This window comes from Alkalicoccobacillus porphyridii (assembly GCF_007293315.1).
Lineage (GTDB): Bacteria > Bacillota > Bacilli > Bacillales > Bacillaceae_D > Alkalicoccobacillus > Alkalicoccobacillus porphyridii.
Map to the genome: position 1 here is coordinate 499,753 of NZ_VLXZ01000001.1, position 23,058 is coordinate 522,810.

At 40.6% G+C, this 23,058-nt stretch carries 22 protein-coding genes; 5 read left to right on the forward strand and 17 right to left on the reverse strand.

Annotated features, from left to right (window positions below; genetic code table 11):
• Positions 1–218 precede the first annotated feature (218 nt).
• The 14 genes from FN960_RS02305 to FN960_RS02370 all read right to left on the reverse strand — a co-directional run bounded on the left by FN960_RS02305 (position 219) and on the right by FN960_RS02370 (position 15,981).
• Positions 219–1,034 (reverse strand): aldo/keto reductase, encoded by an 816-nt coding sequence (locus FN960_RS02305; protein ID WP_143846752.1) that lies wholly within the window; start codon positions 1,032–1,034, stop codon positions 219–221.
• Between the two features lie 167 nt (positions 1,035–1,201).
• The gene (locus tag FN960_RS02310; protein WP_143846753.1) at positions 1,202–2,635 is read right to left on the reverse strand and encodes a YfcC family protein; all 1,434 of its coding nucleotides are present in this window, start codon (positions 2,633–2,635) and stop codon (positions 1,202–1,204) included.
• A 196-nt stretch (positions 2,636–2,831) separates the two neighbouring features.
• Positions 2,832–4,283: a tripartite tricarboxylate transporter permease gene (locus FN960_RS02315; protein ID WP_143846969.1), complete on the reverse strand. Its 1,452-nt coding sequence runs from the start codon at positions 4,281–4,283 to the stop codon at positions 2,832–2,834.
• Between the two features lie 79 nt (positions 4,284–4,362).
• A complete protein-coding gene (locus FN960_RS02320) occupies positions 4,363–4,812 on the reverse strand; it encodes a tripartite tricarboxylate transporter TctB family protein (protein WP_185970868.1) in 450 nt (149 codons plus the stop codon).
• 24 nt (positions 4,813–4,836) lie between these two features.
• Positions 4,837–5,814 carry a tripartite tricarboxylate transporter substrate binding protein gene (locus FN960_RS02325; protein ID WP_143846755.1) on the reverse strand — a complete coding sequence of 326 codons (978 nt, stop codon included), beginning with the start codon at positions 5,812–5,814 and terminating at the stop codon, positions 4,837–4,839.
• Between the two features lie 212 nt (positions 5,815–6,026).
• Complete coding sequence (locus FN960_RS02330) at positions 6,027–6,710, reverse strand: response regulator (protein WP_143846756.1); 684 nt, start codon at positions 6,708–6,710, stop codon at positions 6,027–6,029.
• On the reverse strand, positions 6,707–8,299 hold the full coding sequence (locus FN960_RS02335) for an ATP-binding protein (protein WP_185970869.1): 1,593 nt from the start codon (positions 8,297–8,299) through the stop codon (positions 6,707–6,709). The genes FN960_RS02330 and FN960_RS02335 overlap by 4 nt, the downstream gene beginning before the upstream one ends.
• A 615-nt stretch (positions 8,300–8,914) precedes the next feature.
• Positions 8,915–10,624: an adenine deaminase gene (locus tag FN960_RS02340; protein ID WP_143846758.1), complete on the reverse strand. Its 1,710-nt coding sequence runs from the start codon at positions 10,622–10,624 to the stop codon at positions 8,915–8,917.
• Between the two features lie 17 nt (positions 10,625–10,641).
• Positions 10,642–11,703, reverse strand: coding sequence for an ABC transporter ATP-binding protein (locus tag FN960_RS02345; protein ID WP_143846759.1), 1,062 nt, complete (start codon positions 11,701–11,703; stop codon positions 10,642–10,644).
• A 14-nt stretch (positions 11,704–11,717) separates the two neighbouring features.
• Positions 11,718–12,503: an ABC transporter permease gene (locus FN960_RS02350; RefSeq protein ID WP_143846760.1), complete on the reverse strand. Its 786-nt coding sequence runs from the start codon at positions 12,501–12,503 to the stop codon at positions 11,718–11,720.
• A gap of 6 nt (positions 12,504–12,509) precedes the next feature.
• On the reverse strand, positions 12,510–13,331 hold the full coding sequence (locus tag FN960_RS02355) for an ABC transporter permease (RefSeq protein WP_143846761.1): 822 nt from the start codon (positions 13,329–13,331) through the stop codon (positions 12,510–12,512).
• Positions 13,328–14,275 (reverse strand): nucleoside hydrolase, encoded by a 948-nt coding sequence (locus tag FN960_RS02360; RefSeq protein ID WP_143846762.1) that lies wholly within the window; start codon positions 14,273–14,275, stop codon positions 13,328–13,330. Before FN960_RS02360 ends, FN960_RS02355 begins: the two co-directional genes overlap by 4 nt.
• 70 nt (positions 14,276–14,345) lie before the next feature.
• Positions 14,346–15,398 (reverse strand): ABC transporter substrate-binding protein, encoded by a 1,053-nt coding sequence (locus tag FN960_RS02365; RefSeq protein WP_143846763.1) that lies wholly within the window; start codon positions 15,396–15,398, stop codon positions 14,346–14,348.
• A gap of 196 nt (positions 15,399–15,594) precedes the next feature.
• Positions 15,595–15,981, reverse strand: a complete 387-nt coding sequence (locus FN960_RS02370) for a DUF2294 domain-containing protein (RefSeq protein WP_143846764.1) — start codon at positions 15,979–15,981, stop codon at positions 15,595–15,597.
• Positions 15,982–16,231: 250 nt separating this feature from the next.
• Here FN960_RS02370 and FN960_RS02375 point away from each other — a divergent pair, with 250 nt between their 5' ends.
• Genes FN960_RS02375 through FN960_RS02385 form a run of 3 tightly spaced genes read left to right on the forward strand, consistent with a single transcriptional unit; the run spans position 16,232 to position 17,398 of the window.
• Complete coding sequence (locus FN960_RS02375; protein ID WP_143846765.1) at positions 16,232–16,447, forward strand: helix-turn-helix transcriptional regulator; 216 nt, start codon at positions 16,232–16,234, stop codon at positions 16,445–16,447.
• Positions 16,440–16,865, forward strand: coding sequence for a hypothetical protein (locus FN960_RS02380; RefSeq protein WP_143846766.1), 426 nt, complete (start codon positions 16,440–16,442; stop codon positions 16,863–16,865). The genes FN960_RS02375 and FN960_RS02380 overlap by 8 nt, the downstream gene beginning before the upstream one ends.
• Positions 16,866–16,900: 35 nt before the next feature.
• A complete protein-coding gene (locus FN960_RS02385; RefSeq protein ID WP_143846767.1) occupies positions 16,901–17,398 on the forward strand; it encodes a small multi-drug export protein in 498 nt (165 codons plus the stop codon).
• 494 nt (positions 17,399–17,892) lie between these two features.
• On the opposite strand, the gene FN960_RS02390 is transcribed toward FN960_RS02385, so the two are convergent.
• Together FN960_RS02390 and FN960_RS02395 are read right to left on the reverse strand one after the other, a co-directional pair.
• Positions 17,893–18,525: a hypothetical protein gene (locus tag FN960_RS02390; protein ID WP_143846768.1), complete on the reverse strand. Its 633-nt coding sequence runs from the start codon at positions 18,523–18,525 to the stop codon at positions 17,893–17,895.
• 183 nt (positions 18,526–18,708) lie between these two features.
• Positions 18,709–19,473, reverse strand: a complete 765-nt coding sequence (locus tag FN960_RS02395) for a tyrosine-protein phosphatase (protein WP_143846769.1) — start codon at positions 19,471–19,473, stop codon at positions 18,709–18,711.
• 366 nt (positions 19,474–19,839) lie between these two features.
• On the opposite strand from FN960_RS02395, the gene FN960_RS02400 reads away from it, so the two are divergent.
• Positions 19,840–20,490 (forward strand): hypothetical protein, encoded by a 651-nt coding sequence (locus FN960_RS02400; protein ID WP_143846770.1) that lies wholly within the window; start codon positions 19,840–19,842, stop codon positions 20,488–20,490.
• Positions 20,491–20,531: 41 nt separating this feature from the next.
• Here the strand turns inward: FN960_RS02400 and FN960_RS02405 are convergent, their stop codons facing one another.
• Entirely contained in the window at positions 20,532–22,034 is a 1,503-nt protein-coding gene (locus tag FN960_RS02405; RefSeq protein ID WP_143846771.1) for an MDR family MFS transporter, read from the reverse strand.
• Positions 22,035–22,157: 123 nt separating this feature from the next.
• On the opposite strand from FN960_RS02405, the gene FN960_RS02410 reads away from it, so the two are divergent.
• Positions 22,158–23,054, forward strand: coding sequence for a TetR/AcrR family transcriptional regulator (locus tag FN960_RS02410; RefSeq protein WP_185970870.1), 897 nt, complete (start codon positions 22,158–22,160; stop codon positions 23,052–23,054).
• Positions 23,055–23,058 lie beyond the last annotated feature (4 nt).

Below are 23,058 nucleotides of genomic sequence, written 5' to 3' on the forward strand. Positions count from 1 at the left end.
ATAAAAGCCAGCACATGACATTTTATCAATGATATAAAAGGCTGCTTTATGACTATTGCTACCTAGTTTACCTTTTATCAATGCCTAGTTACATACATGCTACTTCAATTCTTTCCAATAAAGATCATAGAGATACCTACCCTAGTATTATAGGAATCCAAAAATCTTCTTCTAACAAACAAGGAACCTCCCCTCACTGAGCTGGTCCCTTGTTTACATTAGCCGTGAACCCCTTTTTCTTCATTTAATTTGGTGATTTGATCCATTTGTTTGTCAGTTAGCTCAAAATCAAAGATGTTTGCATTAGATTCAATTCGTTCTTCCTTGCTTGATTTTGGTATAGGAACGATCTCTCTTTGAATATTCCATCTTAAAATGACTTGTGCCGTATCCTTATCATAATGATCAGCAATCTCTTTTAAGACTGGATGATCGGTTAGCCTTCCTCTCATTAATGGCGACCAGGATTGCAGAATAATATCTTGCTCCTGACAATATTGGTGAAGCTTTTCTTGAGATAAAATGGGGTGACATTCAACCTGATTCACTACTGGTTTTATGACCGCAGATTCGAGTAATGTGTCCAGTTGATCCTCCGAAAAATTGCTCACACCTATGGAATCTACTTTGCCTTCATGAACAAGTTCCTCCATAGCTCGCCAGCTTTCAGCATTTTCTTTGGCAGTTCCTGGCCAATGAATTAACACGAGATTTATTTTACCTAAACCCAGCTTTTCATAGCTTACCTCTAAAGCCCGTTTTGTCTTTTCATAACCAAGCTCTGTTTTCCATACCTTTGTAGTTACATAGATCTCTTCTTCTGGTATACCTTGTACAACGGCTTCCCGAATTGCACTTCCCACTGCTCGTTCGTTCTCATACATTGCTGCTGTATCAATAAGCCGGTAACCATAGCGTAATGCTTTATGTACTGAAAATGAAGCTTCTTCATCCGTCATTTTATAGACACCAAGACCAAAAATGGGAATACGATGGCCGTCTGAAAGTGTTAAAGTCGTTTGTAGTGATGTCATGATCGAACCTCCTATACTGATTGTGTACGTTATATCTATTCTATTAATACCCTTTCTTCGGAAACAGTAACATCTTATATCCTCTTTATTCGCTGATCTTTTGGCTATCCCTGCACAAAAAGAGACGTTAAGCATCACTTAACGTCTCTAATCTGTTTTTTATTTTGTTATCCAGTCCAACCAGTTACTTGTGCATAAATGAGAAAAACTGTTCCAACACCCATATATATAAGGAATAATGGTAGAAAGAACTTAATCCATTTACTCCAGCTTACACCTGCTACTACAAGAGCAGCCATAAAATATCCTGAGGTTGGGAAAAGTATGTTGGCAAAGCCATCACCGAACTGAAATGCCAAGATAGCAGTCTGTCTTGTTACACCAACAAGATCAGAGAGTGGAGCCATGATTGGCATGGTTACAAGGGCCTGTCCACTGCCAGATGGGATAAAGAAGTTTATCACTAATTGAACAACCATCATTCCAATGGCACTTAGAGTGCTTGGCAGATGACCTACCACAGAACCCAATCCATATACGATTGAATCCATGATTTGACCGTCTTCTAGAACAATGGCTACAGATCTAGCAATTCCAATAATAATCGCTCCCATGAGTACCTCGCGAAACCCCTCTGTAAATGCCTCACATATTTTTGTCAATGATAAACCGGCAATGAATCCAACGATAATGCCCATAAAGATAAACAAACCAGACATCTCAAGCATAAACCATCCTAGCTGAGTTACCCCAAAAATTAAAATAGCAAAAAAGATAGGTAGCGTGGCCATTGCAATAAACTGCCTTTGATTCATTTGCTTTGCTGGTTGCTTTAATGCATCCTTATAGGTTAATCGTTTCTGTTCATCTTCATCAAAGGTGAAGCTATCTTTTGGACGTTTCTTCACCCGTCGCGCGTACCTCATGACATACATGCTCCCAATGCCAACAATAATTATAAGCACTAATACCCGTAATCCAAATCCGGAATAGGTTTCGAGTCCAGCAATCTGCTGTGATATACCCACTGTTCCCGGATTCATTACCCCTGCTGTAAAACCTAGAACGGTTGATATTAAAGCGATAGCTGTTGCAGTCATCGAATCGTATCCTAATGAGACACATAGAGGAATTAATACGGGAATATATACTAACGCAAGCTCTGGCGTTCCAATGGTGGTGGCTACTGCGGCAAAAACAGTGATAAGTACTGGAATGATAAGAATACTCTGTTTTTTAAATTTACGAGCAAGCCTGTCTACACCAATTTCAATAATCTCCGTGCGCCGGAGCACCATAAACATACCGCCAATAATAAACGTGAAAAATATAATTTCACTTGCGTCCGACATACCACGTGGGATAGCTAACATAAAATCCATGAAGGATAGCGGAGAGGCTTCTATCTCAGTGAAGGAATTTGGATCAATGGATTCTCTACCATTTGGACCATCCACTCGCTCAAATGATCCAGCGGGAATGATATACGTTAAAATGGCAGATAAGCCACTGATCATAAATAGTAAGACATAGATATGAGGTATCGTCCACTTTGATTTTTTTGTTGTTGTAGTTGGTGAAACCTTTTTCTCTGGCTCCATTCTCGCACCCCTCTGCTTTGTAATAGACCTTATTGTAGCCTAGCGATGTGGTGCACGCCATTGTCTATTATAAACAAAACCTTAGAGGTTCTTTGGCGTTTTTATTATAGAACGTGGAGAAATAGCAAAAAGTAACCTGACCCAGTCTTGATACTGTGTCAGGTTACTTAACAATAAAAATGAATGATTCTACTATCTATTGATTTACGGATGGTTTCTTTCTACTAAACCACTTCATTAATAAAGGAGATAAGAGAGAAAGAACCGTTAGAATCGATAACACAATCGTGATGGGTGAAGCAAAAAAGATACCCGATAGATCATCTGAGATAATGAGACTGCGACGGAGATTCTGTTCCATCTCATTACCAACGATCAGCGCCAGAATCATAGGAGCCACTGGATAGTGTAAGATTCTCATCAATAAACCAAGAATGCCAGCTATGATAAGGATATAAAAGTCTATGGTACTGTAGCCTAAGGTATATGCTCCTATGAAGGATAACATGAGGACCAAGGGATAAAGAACCTTCGGAGGCGTATCAAGTAGCTTTACAAGCATGCCTACCATTAAAATATTTATAGCTACTAACAGAATATTACCAATAAGCATACTGTTAATCAGTGTCCATACAAGATCCGGACTATTTTCAAATAATAATGGACCCGGTGTAATTCCGATCATGATAAGGGCACCAAGCATAACAGCTGTCGTTCCAGACCCTGGAATACCCATTGTTAACATCGGGATGAGTGAACCTACAGCTGCTGAACTATTAGCTGATTCAGGTGCCGTTAATCCCTCAACAGCCCCTTTTCCAAACTCATCGGATCGTTTTGAGATTTGTTTTTCGGTGCTATAAGCTAATAAAGAAGAAATCGTCCCACCCGACCCAGGCAGTACTCCAAGAAAGAAGCCTAAAGGTCCCGCACGAAGAATTGGACCTCTTGAGCGTTTCCATTGTTCTTTCGTAAACCACTTCTTCCCAATGTCTCGCTTCGTATCGCGTTTCGGTTTATTAATCGTTAGCATATTGTAAAGAACTTCCCCTAATGCATAGATACCAATGATTATAATAATAAAATTAATGCCATCTGTAAGATGAGGAAGACCAAAGGTAAATCGATGCACACCAGATTGCAAATCAATACCAACAGTACTGATAGCAAGTCCTAAAAACATGGAGATAAACCCTTTTGTCATTTGCCCTAAAGAAAGTGACACGACGGCAGACAGGGTGAATAGGAATAAAAGAAAATATTCTGACGGCCCAAAGTTTAATGCAAAGCTTGCTAAAGGCGCAGCTAAAAAGATAAACCCAGCAATAGCAATAAGTCCACCTATCAGTGAAGCCATTGCCGCTATGGACATCGCCTGACCTGCCATCCCCCGTTTTGTCATTGGATAGCCATCAAAGGTGGCGGCAATTGAGGATCCATCACCAGGTGTATTAATAAGAATGGAACTTCTTGAGCCCCCAAATAAAGCACCATAATAAATGGCTGCCATTAAAATTAATGCGCTCACTGGATCCATGCCAAATGTTAAAGGAATGAGCACAGCCACCCCAGTTGCTGGTCCTAGTCCGGGTAAGATGCCGACAATCGTCCCGAGCAGTGCGCCAAAAAGCAACCATAGCAGATTCATCGGCTGCAGGGCGGTTAACAGGCCCTCGTATATCACTTGAATATCCAAAGAATAAACACCTCCAAGTAAGAATCAATTTTTACGGTAAGCTGATATCAAGCAGCTGTGTAAAGATGTACCATGCTGAAAATGAAAAAATCGCTGTTACAACTAGATTTAGCACCCATTTTGTTCGACCGTTTAAATAAAACAGAAGGGCTCCCAAAAACAATACGGTTGCTATTAAAAAGCCAACGATTTCAAAGATTGCTGTATACATCACACATAATGCCAGAATGACACCTATAATTTTTAATAATTTTGGATCTAGAAGTAACTGTAATTCTTCGTTTTCTTCTGGTTCTGATCGTTTTAACTGTATAAAATCAACGACACTAAAGATGAACAATCCAATGCAAATAAATAATGGAAAATAAAATGGTCCATATGGGTCGCCCAGGTTTGCAGTAGGTAGCCGCATAATCAAAAAAGCATAGCCTAAACTAACCACGATAAAAAATACAGGCATTGAAAGTCTTACGGTATTCATCTCTTTACACATCCCTTCCTTCTTTTATTCGGGTGCCAGTCCTGAGCTACGAAGAATGTCTCCAAATACCTCATGCTGTTCATCCAAAAATGCTTTTGTTTCTTCACTATTCATATAAAATCCTTCCCAACCATTTGTATCTAAAATGTTGTCCCATTCTTCGGTTTCAACCATTTCTGTCAGCATTTGATCCCATGAATCAATTTCATTTTCATTCATATTAGGTGGGCCCATTAGCCCTCTCCAGTGGGGAAATACTACATCAACACCTTGCTCGGTCCACGTTGGAACATCAGGAAATTCATCTACGCGCTCATCAGATGTAATGGCGAGAATTCGAACCTCATCAGCTAAATACTGTTCCCTCATGCCTGAAATGGAGTCCACCCCAATATCAATATGACCACCAAGCATGGCAATCATCGTGTCTCCCCCACTGTTATAAACGAGAAAGTCTAAATCCTTTGGATCAATGCCATACTCCATTGCAGCTTGTACAAATGAAAGATGGTTTCCACTTCCAAGTGATGGAGATACGCCAATCTTTAATGATTTAGGGTCCTCTTTCAGCTGCTGCATCATATCTTCCGCATCTTCCACTTCTGAATCGGCTCTGACATTAACCGCTAACCATTCCGTAGAAAGAATAGATATTGGCGTAAAGCTCTCATATGAAAGCTCACTTTGTCCTAAGAGATAACCCGTCATAAGTAGGCTAGAATTTAATGCAAGATAATGTGAGTCCTGCTGTAATAAATATTGCCACCCTACTTCACCACCACCACCTGGCTTATTTACTACCGTGACGTTTTGTTCAACTCCTTGATTATTTAAGGTCCGTTGAACTGAACGTGCCGTACGATCCCAGCCTCCCCCAGGAGTAGCAGGTGCAATTAACTCAAGTGTTTTGCTAGGAAAGTTGCTAGACGCTTCATTCTCCTCCGCTTGGCATCCGGCAATAACTAAGAATATAGTTAACAACCCAATTAATCGATAAAACATATGTATCCCCTTCCTTCATCACGTAAGCGTTTTCATACATGTTCCTTACCTTAGCATTGATGAATAGACGCTTCAATATTTACTCGTTTTGCACTATTAAAATGATTACTTCCTTTTTAACCTTTTTGACCACAAGCAGAATACTCTTTCAGATTGAAACATTAGCCCATAAAAAAGAGGCCTCCTTTATGCTAAAGCCTCTAATCATCACGCTACTTCTTTTTCTTATACATTCGTTCCGGTCTTCCTATCACTCCGTAAGTGAGGATGGTTTCACATTCATCCATGGAGACAAGAAACTCTAAGTATCTTCTAGCTGTCGTGCGCGATATACCGACTGAGCGGCAAATATCCTCTGTACTTAATTCTTGATCGCTTTCTGAAAAGCTTGTTTGAACCTTTTTGAGGGTAATAGCATCAATGCCGGTCGGTAAATCGGCTTGAGTTGTTTTTGGTGAATGGGCTACAGCATTTCTAAACAATGCGTCTGCTTCTTCTTGAGTAATCTCACCAACCTCAGATAGCCAATGGGATTCATTCACATAAGCAAGCAGTGTTTTTTCGAATTTCTCACGCGGCACTGGCTTTATCAGATAATGAACTACGCCATGCTTTTTAGCTGTGTCTACCATATGTTTCTCTGTGGCTGCAGTAATAATCAGGATGTCGAGTGTCGGATATCTATGACGAATCGTTGGCAGTAGCTCAATCCCTAGCTGATCGGGAAAGTAGATATCAAGAATTAATAGATCAACAACATGTTCACGTAATAGAGCCATTAATTCTTTCCCGTTTAACGCTTTTCCAACAACCTCTAATCCACCTATTTCATTAACATATCGCTCATGTATTAGCGAAACACGATAATCATCCTCAGCAATCACTACTTTTTTCATTGGGGTTCATCTCCTCTCTCTAATGTCTTAGGAAGATAAACAACAACTAGAGATCCTCCCTCGTCTGGTTGATGAATCTCCATGCTTCCTGCTAGCTGGTTAATGGTTTCCTCTACATTATAAAGACCAAACCCTCGATCAGATCCTTTTTTTGACATCCCTTTATCCACCAGAGAAAGATCTGTGAAGCCTGGACCGTTGTCTTTTACCTCAATAACAATATCCCTGCCTAAGTCCGTAATAAAAAATGATACGAACCGTTTATTCTGTTCCATCACTGCTTCCATTGCATTATCTAGCAAATTCCCAATGATTAATGTCATCTTTGTTAGTGAAAGGTGGTTAGGGAGATGATCAACAGAGCTATTCACATCCACCACAAGATCAACCTTCTTCTCTGAAGCCTTAGCCAGTTTACCAAAAAGGATCGCCTGGATATGAACATCTGCTATTGTCTTAAGAATATGCTTAGATATAGCAGATTGGTGTGTTGTTTCTTCCTTAATAAAGGCTATCGCTTCCTGTTGTTCTCCAAGTTCAAGTAAACCTAATAGCACGTATAATTTATTTGTATATTCATGTGTATGTGCCCGCAGTCCATCTGAATATTGCTTAACCTCCGAAAGTGTCTCAACCAGGTACCTCATCTCCGTTTTATCACGAAAGCTGGCAATCGCGCCAACAACTCTTTCCTTTTCGTGAATAGGAACTGAGTTCACAATAAACGTTTTCCCTTCTATTTCAAGCTCTTTATCGGGTTCAAATTTTTGTCCACCAATGACTCTAGTAAGACCGAGTTCGCTTACAAACGATAATTCATTTCCTAGACCTTTAGATTGAATGATCATGTCTTTGGCTGATGGGTTCATGAGTGTAATGTGCCCGCTCATGTCAATCGCCACGATGCCTTCTTTTATGGATTGCAGAATAGCGTTCCTCTGTTTGTAAAGCTGAGAAATAGTTGAAGGCTCTAGCCCCAGCGTGTCCCGTTTGATTTTTTGAGCAAGTATACCCGCTCCTATTCCGCCACTTACTAATGACAGGAGGGCAATCCATATGACTTTTTCTATGTGTCGGTAGAGATCCTCATAGATCATCTCCATGGGATATTCAACTACAACCGCCCCTACTAGCTGATTAGATATCCCTTCATGATAGTAGATCGGGGCAATCGTTAAGATCGCTTCTCCCTCTGAGCCGTCGCTTTCTTCAGTGATATAGGCACCAAACACTAGAGCATGATTTAGTTGATGAAACGTTGCTTCTTCTCCTGGTACGTCATGATGTGGATGGACCAGAATGACTCCATTGCGGTCGACAACGGATATAATCGGATTGCCCGTTTGGTGACTAGCCCGATTGGTCATGGCCTCTATTTCGGGTACTCGATGATTTATAATCGCCTCTCCCATTGTTTGCATGTGAGAAAGACTATTGGCTGTTTGTCGTGATAACGTCTGATAGTTTCGCTTTGAATCCTGAAATTCTAAAACAGAGTATACGATTGAGCTTAGCAGAATCAATAGAAGGATAATCGTTGTAACAAATAAAAAGATTCGTGTACGTAGTGTTAGTTTTCTTTTTCTCATACAGATGCCCCAATCCATACAGCCAAGCCATAAACCGTTTTCAAAGTAAATGAGTCTAGTATAACATATGCGCAATCCTACCTTGCTATAGAAAAAGCAGAAGGCATATGGGTATGCTTTCTGCTTAGTCATTCATGGAATTAGCGTTGAAATGAGGGGGAGATTGGTAAGTTTCCTCTAATCCGCTTATGAAATAGGGGGCCAACTTACCGCGGGCAGTTGCTTATTTTTTTCTTAGCCTGTTCATCTTTAAATGGATTGGCTGCGCTTACTGGCTTCCGCGCATGACCCGATGTTTTTCGCGCATTTTACTTTTTTTCGCGCATACCTCACCTTATCGCGCATTTTCCATCCGTGAGGTGGGGATGGTGGTGGATTGGCTTTGCTTACCGACTTACGCACGCATGTTTAGATAGTCTTCAGATGTATCCACCTCTCATTCCCGATTTCCTTGTGAAAAGAGGGAACTTTTCATTTTTCACGTCTTTGAACTAGCATTTATATTTAAGGTAAAACGTCCTTTTCAGTGACTTTTGTTCATCCCGCAGGTGTCAGCCCACCATTTGCGTCCGCTCGTTTCGTGAGTAGCTAATCATGGTCTTACTAATGATAGGACTACTCCTCATCCTCTATAAGTAACGGGACGACTTTACCTGCATTTACATCGATTAAACCTTGGTCTGTGATCTTAAGTGCTGGGCTAACGGGCAATGAAAGTGTGCTGAAGGACATGATTGGGTTGTAGTGTTTGTACCCGAGCTCACGTAAGGAATCACATAGCTGCTTTACTTTTTTTGCCAGATCCTCGAGTGGCTCCTCTGTTAAAATGCCTCCAACTGGAAGTGGAACGTGCGCTTTGATCTGCCCATCATGTACCACACAAATGCCACCATTCATCTTAATGACTTCATTTGCTGCGTGTTGCATATCTTCCGCATTTGCTCCAACTACCAATAGATTATGATTATCATGAGAATAGGTTGTTGCAATCGCTCCGTGTTTAAGGATATCCCCTGTAATTAACCCGTGTGCTCTGGTACCACCTTTTCCGTATCGTTCAAATGTAGCAATCTGTTGGTAACCTGATTTCTGCCATTGAAGCAATCCATCGTTCACCTCAACCTGTTGATGCTCTTCAGCTGTAAAGGTTGATCCATCCTGAACCTTCATCACACGAGCGGTGTAGAGCCCATCTGCTTTATCTACATTGATCAGAAAATCATCCGGCCCGAGCGGTGCGAGGTTTACACTTTCGTAAAAGGCCGCCGGGAATTGCTTTTCTATATCAGTTGTAACTGCCTTCTGTTCAGCTTGTTTCCCGTTTTTATAAATAGCGTCTAGCTTAAAATCCTCTAAGCTAGTCAGGAAGCAAAAGTCAGCTACCTTTCCAGGTGCGATGACTCCTCTATCGTGCATACGCATCCGCTTAGCTGGAGTGGTTGTACTTGCGTAAATCGCATCCTCCGCCTTCATGCCCATCTGAATTGCTTTTCTAACAATTTGGTTCAGGTGGCCACGCTCTATCAATGAATCAGCCATCACGTCATCCGTGATAAAGCAGAAATGTTCGCTAACATCTTGTGTGCTTAAATAATCTATCACTTCAGGCGTCATGGATTTTTCTTGAATTTCGATAAACATACCTGCCTCGATGCGAGCCTCCATTCCTGGAATGGTCTGATGCGTATGATCAGAATCAACTCCAGCAAAAATCATTTGATGAAGATCGGTATCAACAAGCTTAGGAACATGACCTTCAATAATGAGATCTGGATAGGTTTGTCTCACATGCTGGAGAAGCTGCTTGGTTTTGTTATCAGACTCCGAAATCACATCAACATAATTCATAATCTCACCTAAACAGATGATATTCTCTGTTGCCATTAGCTCATCTATGTCTGCAATCTCAATGGCTCCGCCCGTTGTTTCCATAGATGTAGCTGGCACCGAGCTTGGAATGGAATAGAACATGTCCACTTCACACTCTTCACTTGCTCGGATCATCTGCTTTACACCTTCAACTCCAAAAACGTTGGCCATTTCGTGTGGCTCAGGTACGATGGTGGTTACCCCATTTTGAATCAGTGCGTTTGAGAATGTAGCAGGTGTGACCATTGTGCTCTCAATGTGAAGATGTATATCGATTAATCCGGGAATCATATATTTGCCTTGCCCATCTATTAACTCATTCGCTTGAAAAAACGAGGCATCCTTCTCACCAATATAGAGAAAGTGTTGATCCTTAATCGCAACATTTGCCCATTTAAATGTCTTCTCATAGCTATTAAATACTCTTACCCCAGTAATCAGCGTATCAATTTGCATAAACGGCCCCTCCAGAATTAATCAACAAGAACAAGCTTCTCTTTAGGAATGTGAATGGTCACCTGTTCACCTGAAGCAAATGCATATTCTGCATCCTGATTGATGGTAAAATGACCAAGCTCTGTATCCACCACATATTGATGACTTCTACCCAAGAACGTACTAACTGTTATCCGACCATTTATCTCGTTCGCTTGCTGCTGTTCTCCTTTGTACGGTTGAATGGACAAATAATCAGGACGAATCGCACCAATCATACTGTTTGGACTGGCTGCCTGTTTTTGATCTGCCACATGAAAACTCTTACCTCCAGCTTCCATAATGTATCCACCTTCTACCTCCTGTTTACCGGTAAACGTGATGAAATTTTTGAACCCAATAAAATCCGCAACAAATTTTGTTTTTGGATAAGAATAGATGGCCGATGGCTGATCCAGTTGTTCAATGATGCCTTTGTTCATAATCGCCACTTGATCTGAAATGGAGAAGCACTCTTCTTGGTCATGTGATACATATACAGTCGTAATTCCAAGCTCCTGCTGGATACGACGGATTTCAACACGCATGCTTTCACGCAAATTGGCATCCAGGTTACTAAGAGGTTCATCAAATAAAAGCAGATCAGGCTTAATAACCAACGCACGCGCAATGGCTACGCGCTGTTTTTGACCACCTGACAGCTCCTGTGTGAAACGATTTTCATATCCGGATAAATTAACAACCTCAAGCATTTCGTGAACGAGCTTTTTTGTCTCAGCGGCTGTTTTTTTGCGCAGTCTTAATCCAAAGGCTACATTATCAAAAACAGACATATGCGGAAATAACGCATAGTTCTGGAACACAAAGCCGAAGTTGCGTTTACTGACAGGTACTCGAGTATAATCCTTATCTTTAAAAAGGAACTTTCCTTCTCTTGCTTCAAGGAATCCCGCGATCAATCGAAGAGTCGTGGTTTTACCGCACCCACTTGGTCCAAGGAGTGAAACAAGCTTGCCTTTTTCTATATCTAGGTGAAAGTCCTTCAGAATGTCTTGCTTCTGATAGGCTACCGCAATCTGATCTAATGTAAGTAATGCCATGTCACGTGCCTCCATTATCTTTTTGTGAAATATGCAATGCCCATTAATCGTTCAATTAGAAACATCATGCCAGCTGTGAGAATCATCAACAGAACTGAAATGGCTGCAATCGTTGGATCAAAATAATTCTCCACATAGGTTAGCATCTGAATCGGTAAGGTACTGAACCCTGGTCCAGTCATAAAGACTGATATATCAACGTTGTTAAACGACTCCAAAAAGGCAATCAGGACAGCCGCAATAATACCGGAACGAATATTTGGTAGTACAATTCTGAAAAAGGTTTGAATTGGCCCTGCCCCTAAGCTTAAGGCTGCTTCCTCTATGGAGAAATCAAAATTCGAAAGACTTGATGAAATCACTCGAATAATAAAGGGAAGCATAATAATGGTATGTCCAATAAACAAACCTGCGTACACAGGGATGCCATAAGAAACAATGATGTAACGCAGAAATGTAAAGCCAAGAACAATACCTGGAATCAACACAGGTGATATAAAGACTGCATTTAACAGTTGTTTCCCTTTAAAGTCATAACGACTAAGCGCATAAGCCGCTGGTATACCTAGGATAAGCGCCATTAAATTTCCTGCTAATGAGACTAGAATGGAAATCTTAAAGGTTTCTAAAAACATCGAGACTTTAAAGATGTTTTCATACCAATTAAATGAGAAGCCCTCTGGTGGAAAGCGCAGCACACTTCCCGGCTCAAAAGAGGTGATAGAGATGATCACCAGCGGACCAATCAAAAAAGCAAAAACAAAAAATGTTATAACGGATAAGAGCCAGTTTTTTTTCATCGCTATCTACCCCCTTGGATTTAGTTTCAGTGCAAGTTTGTTAATGGCCATCACAAAAATAACCGTTACAGCAATCATGATGACACTAACGATGGAAGCCACGTGCCAATCATTTAAGGTCACTGCATTTTGATACAAAAAGGTCGAGATCACTCGTTGGTTCCCACCAAGCAAAGCCGGAGTGGTATAGGCGGTAAAGCTACCTACAAACACAAGTGTGCTTCCAATCATTAGACCAGGCACACAAAGCGGGAGCAAAATTTTTCTGAAAATCGTGATACGAGGTGCACCTAAGCTTTCTGCAGCTTCCATTAGATTACGATCAACCGTTTCGAGTACACCAACTAGCGTAACAATCATCAACGGTAGGAATAAGTGTATAAGTCCAATGTTTACAGCCACGGGTGTATACATCATTTCTAGTGGCTCCGAGCGTAATCCCGTTCCCATTAAGACTTGGTTTAGCAATCCATTACGTCCAAGAATAATCATCCAACTAAACGAACGCACCACCGGACTAACCAATAACGGGAAGACAGATAATAGTAGCATGATCGCTTTCATTCGCGGATTTAAGCCAGAAATAAAATAAGCGGCAGGAAACCCTAAAAGGATACAAACGAATGTCGTCACTAAGCTAACACGAATCGTTCGAAAGAGAATTTCCATAAAGTATTCATTCTGAAAAAATTGTAAGTAGCCTTGGAAGGAAAAACTTCCGGCATCTGTAAAGGTGGCCGCAAAGGTTAATGCAAGTGGCACTACCATAAAAACGGTTAAAAATAAGACACCTGGCATTAACAGCAAATACATGTATTTCTTTTTCACGATGACTCCTCCTGCAAAAGACTGATTGTGCGAACAAACAAATCGAGAAAGGCCTCTGCATCAACATGTAACCCTACATGAGCATTGGGTTTTTTCGCTAATCTGCCTTGAAAATCACAGACTGTTTGTCCATCACATAAGTCGCTATTTGTCTCGATATCGACATATAGATGCTTCGTCTCTATAAGGTTTGGTTGAATAGCCGTTGCCACAGCTAATGGATCATGCATGGCACATGCTTTGACTCCATTACGCTCGCTATATCGTTTCATATAGTCAGAAGTACTTTCACGAACATACGCACCATACTTTGTATCATCCAAGCGTTTTAAATGGTCTTCAGTGAGTAAAGCCTTTCTAGTGATATCCAGTCCAACCTGCGTTAGTTTTTTGAAGCCTGCCTGTAGAACGTCCCATGCTGCTTCAGGGTCAACGTACATATTGTATTCTGCGACTGGAGTCACATTGCCCATATCTAGTGCGGCCCCACCCATATATATGACCTCATCAATGTATGTAGGGAGCTCGGGACACTTTTGCAGCGCTTCAGCTAAATTTGTCATCGGCCCCGTCATGATAAGGGTTAACGGTTCGCTACTCGTTTTGGCAAGATGAATGATTGCATCTGGAGCGTATGCAGATTCAGGCTGCTTAACTGGAACCATGTCTTTTAATGCGCCACCTATGCCATCGACACCGTGAATCCGATGCTCAAAGTAAGAAACCCGCTTTAATGGCTGGTTTGCTCCTGGAATGACAGGTATAGAGGTTTGACCAGTCATCTCAACGATCTTACACGTGTTAAGGGTTGCTGTAGACAACGAAACATTTCCATTCACTGTTGTAATCGCCTGAACCTCTAATTCAGGCGAATGTACGGCAAGCAAAATACCTAGTGCATCATCAACACCTGTATCCACATCCAATACTACTTTTCGGACCATCTTCACCACTCCCTTGGGCATGATAAAAGCGCCGACTAAAATATAACCGGCGCCTTATTTCAACGTTACATTAGTTAGCGATTTCTTGATTCCAGCGCTCAATCCATTTTGCTGATTCATCATTAACAAATTCCATGTCTAACTGATTTAAGCTATCTACAAGATCTTGTCCATACGTAATACCTTCCGCTTCTTCTTCCGTTAACTCAACGGATGTATTAACAGGAGAATCGATTTTAGCTTTGGCAGTCGTTTCTTGAATATCATGGCTTAATTGATAGTTAATAAACTGTTCAGCCAGCTCTTTATTTTCGCTGCCCTTGACAATATTCACAGTGTTCATCACGGCATAACCGCCCTCTTCCGGAGAAACAAACACAGCAGAAGGAACAGCTTCCTTTAAATCGTTAACGTACATTTCCATCACAGGACCGCCAACAATTTCTCCTTGTGCAAACATATTAATAAAGTCGGATGTTTGACTATACTCTTTTACAACATTTCCAGACAAATCTTGAACCTGAGCAAACGCCGCATCCTCATTAAATGTATCTTCTCCAGCAACTTTTGAAGCAGCATCTAAGAACATTGGACCTGTTGTTGAAGTGATACTAGGAATCGTTAGGCTTCTCGCAAGACTTGTATCCCATAAGTCAGCCCATGAAGAGATCTCACCAGCTACTTCATCTGCATTATAAGCAATTCCAAATTGACCAATTGTGTAGGCCGGACCATATTCTTCTCCTAATGGAGCTTGGGCCATTTCATAGATCTCCTCAATATTAGGAATGTTACTACGATCAATCTCTTCAAATAAATCGTCGTTTACTGCTTGTTGTGCATAATAATCCGAAAGATACACAAGATCAACATTTGATGTTCCTTGGCGGATTTTATTTAAACGTTCTGCATTGTTCCCAACATCAAGAACAATTTCTACATTATGTTCCTCTTCAAAAGGAGCATAAACCTCTTCCCTAAAGAAATCCTCCGAGAAACCCCATGTTGAAATCACCAATTTAGTTGGTGAACCATTTGATCCTTGAGATTCATCTGAACCCCCGCAGGCAGTTAAAGCGACAGCAGTTAATGCAATGAGCGACGTTCCTATTACTTTCTTCATGTGAAATCCTCCCGAGTTCTTTATTAGGTATAGGGTTCCCAGCTCACGCTAAAAGTTCCCATAAAAAAAGAAAAAGACACTCTCGCAGAATTAAATGCATTCTCCAAGAGTCCCTTTTCCTTGTATACAAAGAATTGGTTACACCCGTCAGTATGTATTACGGTTTTCTACTCAGATAGATCCGATCAGAAAATCCTTATTTTAAAATGATGTTCGTGAAAGCCCACTGGGTTCTCGCATCAAAATCGCGTAACACGACATCAATGGCTAAATCGGTTTGTTCCTCTAGCTTTTGCAGTAGTTTCTTCTTATATAAAAGCGATAACTGAAAATCAACTTCCTGCTTAAGACTTGGCACCTCACCCTCTAACGCTGTAGAGCGTGGAGAACGTCGATGCTTAGCTTGAAAAGTAATAATGTCATTTTCAATGGAAACCTTTAGTAAAGTTGTGCCTACTCCAAACATTTCCTTTGACACTTCATTATAAAGATGTGCGAGCAGTTTTTTTGTTTCATTTGATTTTAATTCCACGCCATCACCTGATAGAAGATAATGAAAATCTCTTGTAGGGTTATTATACATAAATTTAAAGAGTTGGGCAACCTAATGTTCGGATTTATTCATGATTATACAGTGATTGTTAGATAAATAGTTGTTTTTTTAACCGAAAGACGTAAATTACAGGCATTTCCCATTTATGTCCCTATAAAAAGAAGCAAGGAAAAAAAACTGTACATCGTGACAGGTTTTATGAACATAATGACAATTATTCTTTACATTTTGAACAGAATTGTTTACACTGTGATTATCTAATAGAGAAAGGATTAACTCTATGTTGAGAAATCGAGTACGCGAACTGCGTGCAAGACATGACTATACCCAGGCAGATTTAGCAGAAAAAATTGGTGCCACTAGACAAACAGTCGGAATGATTGAGAAGGCAGATTACGCACCATCTGTTGTGCTTGCCTTACGAATAGCAGCCGTCTTTCGGGTTTCACTAGAGGACGTATTTTGGTTAGAAGGAGAGGAACAACCCAATGATTGAGAAGATGATCCGTTCGCCAATTACCCAATTATTTTGTGTTGGCATGCTGATGATATGGTTTTATGTACTTGCCAAACCATTTCCTACTTTGGTCCCCATAGTTCTAGTCATACTAGTGGGTTTTTTAATAGCCTTTTTAATACTGATGTTCATCCATAATAAAAGAAACCCCAATCGAAAAGTTCGATTCTTTACGATGACGCCTTACGAACTACTAGAAGATGATGAAGGTCAACAATGGGTGACGAACCGTGCATGTCGGAAGGTCTATGTCATGTACTGGTATGCCATTCCATTGATGGGAGCCTTAATGGTCTCATTCCCATATTTTCCTGAAGTGCCTCTGATCCTGTTGTTTATACTTGCCATTATTCAATATTCTATTATGTACATTGAAATTAAACGTTACTTAAACTAATACATTTATAATCATTAGAGGAGAGATTATTTATAATGGGTTATATCATTGCATATTTCGTCGCTTTTTTATTAGCTGCTACACCATTCTTTGAGGTCGTATCCGTGATTCCAATCGGTACTATTGCCGGCTTAGATCCTTTCCTTACTGGGTTTATTGCTTTGCTCGGAAACGCATTAACCGTGATACTTGTTATTATTTTTGTTGAACAAATTCAAGCTTGGTTAGACCGCAGACGAGAGAAAAAGGGAAAACCAGCGAAAACTAAAAAGAACGAACGTGCTCAACGCATCTTTGCAAAATATGGCTTACCCGGCCTATGCCTAATTGGACCAACGTTTGGTAGCCACCTTACTGCCTTAATAGGAATGTCATTAAGCGGAAGCCGCATGCGGACAACCGTCTGGATGATGATTTCCCTCACATTGTGGACCATTCTAATGACCATTCTCTCATTCTATGGCATTGAATTTTTAGAAATCTATACAGATAATGTCATGATTGAACGTTTACGAGAGTTAATTCAGAACTAATAAGTATGTGATGGAGCTAGAGGTAACTCGTGATTAGTGCTCCTTCCTATAGAGTTCACCGCTGAATCTATCCGTTTTGGGTGGATTTTTTTGATGTGTGGGGATGAGGCTTGGTTAGGTGCTGGTTCTTCTTGGTATGCGGAGCTTCTTTCTGGGTATTGAGCTCTGGGGCTTGGTTAGGCGCTCGTTCCTCTTGCTATGCGGAGCTTCTTTCTGGGTATTGAGCTCTGGCTCTTGGTATGGTGCTGGTTCTTCTTGGTATGCGGAGCTTCTTTCTGGGTATTGAGCTCTGGGGCTTGGTTAGGCACTCGTTCCTCTTGGTGTGCGGAGCTTCTTTCTGGGTATTGAGCTCTGGCTCTTGGTTAGGCGCTCGTTCTTCTTGGTGTGGGGGGCTTCTTTCTGGGTATTGAGCTCTGGGGCTTGGTATCGCGCTCGTTCCTCTTGCTGTGCGGGGCTTCTTTCTTAGTATTGAGCTCTGGCTCTTGGTATGGCGCTCATTCCTCTTGATATGCGGAGCTTCTTTCTTGGTACAAGCTCTGGCTCTTGGTATTGAGCTCGTTCTTCTTGGTAGGCAATACTTCTTTCTTGGTTTCCAACTCTGAATCTTGGTAAGGCGCTTGTTCCTCTTGGTATGCGGAGCTTCTTTCTTGGTTTCCATCTCTGGCTTTTGGTATGGCGCTCGTTCCTCTTGCTGTGCGGAGCTTCTTTCTGGGTATTGAGCTCTGGGGCTTGGTTAGGCACTCGTTCCTCTTGGTGTGCGAGGCTTCTTCCTTGGTATTGAGCTCCGGCTCTTGGTATGCGGAGCTTCTTTCTGGGTATTGAGCTCTGGCTCTTGGTATGGCGCTCGTTCCTCTTGCTGTGCGGAGCTTCTTTCTGGGTATTGAGCTCTGGCTCTTGGTAAGGCGCTCATTCCTCTTGATATGCGGAGCTTCTTTCTTGGTACAAGCTCTGGCTCTTGGTAAGGCGCTCGTTCCTCTTGGTGTGGGGGGCTTCTTTCTTGGTTTCCTGCTCTGGCTCTTGGTAATGCTCTTGTTCTTCTTGATGGGCAGTCCTTCTTTCTTGGTATCGTACCCTGGCTCTTGGTATTGAGCTCGTTCTTGGTACACGATGCTTCTTTCTTGATACATTCCGCGGTAAGCGTGCCCCCATTTTCGAGAGCGGCAGCCAAAGAAACAAAATATCCTCTTTCTCAAATCTCTTTACATCGATTTCATTTCCTCATAATCACAGGGTATACTGCTCCTGCTCTCATACAAAAAAAGCCATTCAGCATAGAGAAAACCCCCTGCCAAATGGTCATCAAATGATATTTAGAATAATCCCATATATCTCTTCTTCTTCACTCGCAAAGGCGGCTCCACATAGATGTTGTAATCCTTCATTAATCGATTTGCGTTTTGTTTAAAAAACTGCGCATCTGATCCGTCACCATTGCGTTCTAATATATGAAAAGCTTTTAAAAAATCACTGCTTCTTGATTTTGTGTTAAGGGAAGAGGACATTAAAAAGTGAACGAGTCGATTCTCAATCAGCTGCTCTGAAAACTTTTTGGTGTAACCACTTACTCTGCCAGTGAAGCTAGATGCGTTTAATTGTGCTAATGCACCGCCCTTTACTAAACGATATAAAATCTCCGGCTGTTCAATAATTTCTTTATGGCGCTCTGGGTGAGCAATGATAGGTTTAACACCCGCAAGTTGTAAATTATATAGTATATCTGATATCCTCGGATGAATGGTTTCTCCATCTAATACCAATAGCATATATTGTGTATCATTTAGTGTTTGAAGTTCTCCTTCTGAAAAAGCCCTTGGTAAATCATCATCAAGATGTACACTCTGACCTGGTACTACATTTATTGTTAACCCTTCGTCATGCGCTAGCTTGTTTAATGCCTCAACTCGGTCCTTAATTTCGGTCGGGAGAACCTTGTCTTTGTTAAGTTTGAAAGTCGGAGCGGCAATAAGCGTTTTAACTCCACTTTCCTCTGACTTCTGTAATTGTAAAATTGCTTCGGTTTGACTCAGGGAATGTTCATTAAAATTCGGCAAAATATTTACTAAATAATCAATCATTTAATTATCCACTCCTCCTTTTCGTAACTCGTATTCTACATTTCACTAGTTTTAACCTTAAAACAAATTCTATGTATTATTTATTATAACGAACATGTCGTTCTTCATCAAGAACAATAAGACAAACCCTCCTTAATACCTAGTAAAAATCTCAGTTTGATAGAGAATTCTTCCACTCAGACGTTTCCAGTTAACATGTCATTGCCTCAACTACATTGGTTATTTTCATCTTGATCAGCAAATTGTCCAATAGTTATCAAAATGATCGAGGTTTACAGACAAATATTTGTCAGCACCCCAAATTATTTCATTTATTTTTTATCACATATGGTAAAATTATCATAAAACTGTTAAGGGGTCTTTTATATGAAGAAAGTCAATTACACTGCACGCATTCTTTTTTGGACGGGTATTGCTTGTTTAATTCTAGGACTTATCGTAGCCATTGTTTCTGCTTCTTATCTTTCTTCTTATGGCGAGATTATTTATGCCATTTCCTCAGGCCTTCTACAATTTATAATGATGGTCTCCCCATTCGCCCTCATAGGACTCATTCTACTCGGGCTTAGTGAGATGATTGAGCAACAATCCTTAACCAATCAATTATTAGGGAAAACATCCGGAGTGGATGTAAAGGCTTTTCATGCTGAGCTTTATGAAATGCACCTAAAAGAAAAAGAGACTCTCCTAGTAAAAGGTGAGCCTGTAGATACTTCCGAACCCCACGCGCCAACGTTAGATTATCAAGTGAAAGCCCAGCGTTTTGATGATGTGAACTGGTACATAAAAGATACAGATATTAATTGGGTTTGCTATATCGTTGAGCAATCAGGTGAGCGAGCGCATACAATTACGGCTTTACCGTGGCATTATTATTTTATCGCCGAAACCGCCAATACAAAGCATCTTATTAAAATTGACCGTGACCGAACAAATACAGCTAAAATCCTTAATTGGCACGACCACGCAAATATATTGGATTGGTGGAGTACCTACAAAACCCGCACTAGCAGTTAATATGAAAAAAATCAGTGAGATGCTACTCTCACTGATTTTTTCTAGACTTGTGTAGCTGGTTCAGCTAGCGGCTCTTCCTTTTGCTCTTTTGCTTTTACTGGTTGATCACGAAAATCTTCTCCTGGCTTTGAACGTTTCATAAAGAAGGAGAGAACAAGTGCAATTAGTGCCACAAATACAGTGATAAGGAATGCATCATTAATGCCTTCAACAGTTGCTTGATTAATCAGGTCCTGTCCTGCTAGTCCGGATCCTGCAAGCTCCTCAATATGGGTGGTCGTTCTGGTTGACATGATTGTAATGAGAAGAGCAGACCCAATTGCCCCTGACACTTGTTGAAGTGTATTATTCATGGCCGTTCCATGTGGATTATATCGGGCAGGTAGCTGGTTTAATCCGTTGGTCATAACAGGCATCATGACCATGGACATCCCAAACATTCTTGCTGTATAAAGAAGCATGAGTGTGGTATAGGCTGTTTCCATTGTCAATCGGCTAAACATAAAGGACGTTAAGATCGTAATTGATAATCCTGTAATAGCTAGAATCCTTGCTCCGTATTTATCAAAAAGCTTACCTGTGACAGGTGACATGACGCCCATTAACAAGGCTCCTGGAAGCATAAGCAAGCCTGAATCTAATGGCGAAATCCCTCTAATAGTTTGTACATACATTGGGAGAAGTAACATAGCACCAAACATCGCCATCATCAATGTAACAGAGATCATAGATGATAAAGCAAACATCGGATACCGATAAATTCGGAATTCAAGCATCGGTACTTCTAATTTTAACTGACGTAGGATAAAGACAACTAAAGCAATCGCACCGACAATTAACGTAAGATAAACCTCTGGTGCGCTCCAGCCCTTGTCTCCTGCTGAACCGAACCCGTGTAACAATCCACCAAAACCGATACTCGATAGGATGACCGAAAACCCATCTAACTTAATCGCAACGGACTCTTTTTTATCATGTAACAAAAAGATGGCTGTTAGTAAAATGACAGCGGCCACAGGCAGTGTGACATAAAATAGCATCTTCCATGAATAGTGCTCAATTAAAAAACCAGACAAGGTTGGACCGATAGCTGGAGCAAAGATCATCACCAAGCCAAAAACCCCCATGGCAGCTCCTCTTTTTTCAATTGGAAAGCCAGTTAATAGCACATTCATTAATAATGGCATCATAATAGCTGAACCTGACGCTTGAATCACACGCGCAGATAATAGAACCGGAAAGTTCCATGAGATAACGGCTAAAATTGTTCCAATTGTAAACAAGCTGATGGCTGTTAAAAATAAACTTCTAACAGAGAATTTTTGAATAAGAAATGCTGTAACTGGAATTAGTACTCCGTTCACCAGCATATACCCTGTTGCCAACCATTGAACGGTTGATGCTGAAATTTCAAAATCCCTCATAATAGACGGTAATGCAACGTTAAGTAACGTTTCATTTAATATCGAAATAAATGCCCCTGCAAGCAATATGGCAATGATGCCGTAGGGAGGTCGTTTATTTTCTTCTAATGTAGTTGACATATATATCCCCCATAACAACTGTTCATTTTTTTGTACCAGTGTTATACTGAACTTATATTACTCCTGTCAATTGTGAATTGCAACAGGATAATTTATCTTTTTTCATACATGGAGAGGTGTCAAATGAGTAACCGTAGACAGGACGTTATTGAAAGCGCTCATCAAGTTTTTTCTGAAAAAGGATATCGCGCTGCATCCGTACAAAATATACTGGATCGGAGCTCAATATCTAAAGGAACCTTATATAAGTATTTTTCATCTAAAAGTGATATTATACTTGCTGTTTTTCAATGGCTTAATCATAAAATTGAACAAGCAAGAGATGAAGTATTACTGTATCGTGACTCAAAAGACCTTGATACACTCAAAGAGCAACTTGTCATTGAAATTGAACATTTAGAGGAGTATAAAATGTTCTCCTTGTTTCAAGAAATCTTTTTCTCAGATGATATTGACCTGAAGCAATACATTAAGCAGCATCAATTGTACGAATTAAAGTGGTTGCACCAAAGGCTTAAGGATATATTTGATGAAGAGTCATCGCCTTATTTATTAGATTGCGCAGTCATGATGACCGGAATACTTCATATGCATTTACGCTATTATGCCAACACTCCACCTAAACCAGGAATGAATAGTAAGGTTGTGGTTCAGTATTGTATGAATCGTTTAGTAGAGTTTGTTCATCAAGTCACTATTCGTAATGAACAACTATTAGATCCAAAGCTATTGGATCATTGGGCACCAGATCAAATGAAGGAAGAAGATATGCGCAAAGAAATACTAGAAGATGCTTTATTTAATTTAAAGCAGCTCATTTCTAAGCATACAAGCGAGGATGAACAAAAAAAGCACAAGGAACGACTGGATTTTCTCAATGATGAGCTTATCCAACAAGCCGAACCTCGTACTTTTTTAATTGATAGCATATTAGAGTCACTTACAATTGATTCTAAACAAGAGTGGCAAAAACCGCTTAGTGAATTTAAAGAGGCTGTTTCAGACTTCTTAAAAGATTAGACTG